Here is a 2060-nt window from a genome sequence, read left to right on the forward strand (position 1 = left end):
TGCCGCGTGGCACAAAGAGGTGGCGCTGTTTGAGTTCCTTCAACCGCGGGCAAAGGCACCGGCGGCACCGTAAGGCGCGAATTGGCCTAAGCCATTGTCGAATCTTTCTTCAAATAGCACGTTCTGAGCAAGCGTAGTAGAAGCAGACGCGCACAAGATCAACCCAAGGACTAAGGTTGCAATAGAGCGCTTCTTGGTAAGAAAACGTTGGGGCATAGTTGTCTCCGTTTTTGAATTTCTTGCAGCCCCAGCGCCCGGCACTGGGCGCCGGATGCTCCGATGTTGAAAGTGCAGTTAGGGCTTGAGCATCTGCTCGATCTGCTCCGCCATGAGTTGATGCACACGGGTGGTCTTATGGGCAGCATCCCAGTTCACATAGGTACTACCCACCGGCAGGCCTTTTTCGAGCGAATCGTTGGCACACACGGGCACGTTCCAGCACAAAGCATTCGGTTCCTTGAAACCGTATTTGGCGGGATTCTTCATCATGTCGGCGATCGAACTGTAGGCGTCAAACAGACGCACATCAGCACCGGTCTTAGAACGGGCCTGTGCGACGGCCGCACTCACAGCGATGTTCAAGTCCACGCCATTCTGATCATTCTCGGTTCCCAGCGCCTCACGTGGCGTGCGGTTAGCCACCACGAAACGCTGGGCCCCCATGCCGTTGAGTTTGACAATGGCCGCTTCGATGTTCGCTGCTGCGGTAGCGATGCGCTGATCAAGCGCCAAACGTTCGGCACGTTTGGCGCCAAAAATGTCGTTAGAGCCCGCCCACAACACCACCAAGTCGCTGGAACCGAATCGCGCGTTGCGCGCTACCAGATCTTGCAGTTGAACAGCCACACCAGAACGCTCCACGTAGGCATGGGCTGGGGATATCTTGGCTACGACATTGCCGCTTCCCGTGTCTGCGCCACTCACGGCGTAGTCTTCCAAGCTCGCGTTCAGCGACTTGGCCAGGTATTCCACGACATTCGGACCATTGGAGTTACGACCTTGCCAGTTAGGCGAAGGCGGTACCTCGTTCTTAGTCATGCGAAGCAGATTGCCGTTGTCCACATTGGAATCACCCAAGACAACTAAGCGAGTTATCGGCGGGCTCACTGAAGCTCGCTGAGGTGCGGCGCAACCGGCCAGAAAGACAGCGGCGGCCATTGCCAAAATTGCGCTGCTACGAATTGTGCTTTTTTGCATTTTCAAGTCTCCTTGTTGATGAGTTTCAGTAGTTGAATTGGTTAGTCGGGTGGTCGACACTTCAATGGCTAACTGAACCGCCCCGGGTATCGAGGAGGCCGGTTGGTTTAAGTTGACACCTTTGTCGAGGTGTCGCTGGCGGCGAGTTGCCTCCAGTAGTTTGCCTCAGCTTCTGCCGGAGGGATGCCCCCAATCGGCGTGAGCAGTCGGACGTGGTTGAACCAGTGCACCCATTGCAGGGTGGCCAGTTCCACGGATTCCCTGGTCTTCCAAGGTCCCCGGCGGTGAATCAACTCGGCCTTGTACAGACCGTTGATGGTCTCGGCCAGCGCGTTGTCATAGCTGTCTCCCCTGCTGCCCACCGAAGGTTGTATGCCCGCCTGGTCCAAGCGTTCGGTGTAGCGGATGCTGACGTACTGACTGCCCCTGTCGGAATGGTGCGTCAAGACATGGGCCGCTGGCTGGCGTTCGTACAGAGCCTGCTCCAGGGCATCGAGCACGAAGTCCGTCTGCATGCTGCGACTGACGCGCCAGCCCACGATGCGCCGGGCGTACACATCCACCACAAAGGCCACATACAACCAGCCTTGCCAGGTGGAGACATAGGTGAAGTCCGACACCCATAGCTCGTTGGGACGGCTGGCATGGAAGTGCCGGTTGACGTGGTCCAGCGGGCACGGGGCCGAGGCATCCGGCGTGGTGGTGCGCACCGCCCTGCCACGGCGTGCCCCTTGCAAGCCCATGGCACGCATCAGACGCTCGACCGTGCAGCGCGCCACCACGATGCCCTCGCGGTTCATCTGCAGCCAGACGGATAGGAAATTCAACCGCATGAGGCCAAGTATGGCACGAGTTTTGGGCCT

2 protein-coding genes are annotated in these 2060 nt (G+C 58.2%); both read right to left on the minus strand.

Annotated elements, in window-relative coordinates; genetic code table 11:
* Window positions 1–294 precede the first annotated feature (294 nt).
* A complete protein-coding gene (locus ACODS0_RS27950) occupies window positions 295–1197 on the minus strand; it encodes an SGNH/GDSL hydrolase family protein (protein ID WP_488838492.1) in 903 nt (300 codons plus the stop codon).
* Window positions 1198–1304: 107 nt separating this feature from the next.
* Window positions 1305–2060: IS3 family transposase (locus ACODS0_RS27955; protein ID WP_488838494.1), on the minus strand; the 756-nt coding region annotated here is incomplete at its 5' end.

The organism is Acidovorax sp. FG60, assembly GCF_057808995.1.

Bases quoted from the DNA above. Each gene is read 5' to 3' on its own strand.
- ACODS0_RS27950 (WP_488838492.1), bottom strand. From the start codon at position 1,197: ATGCAAAAAAGCACAATTCGTAGCAGCGCAATTTTGGCAATGGCCGCC.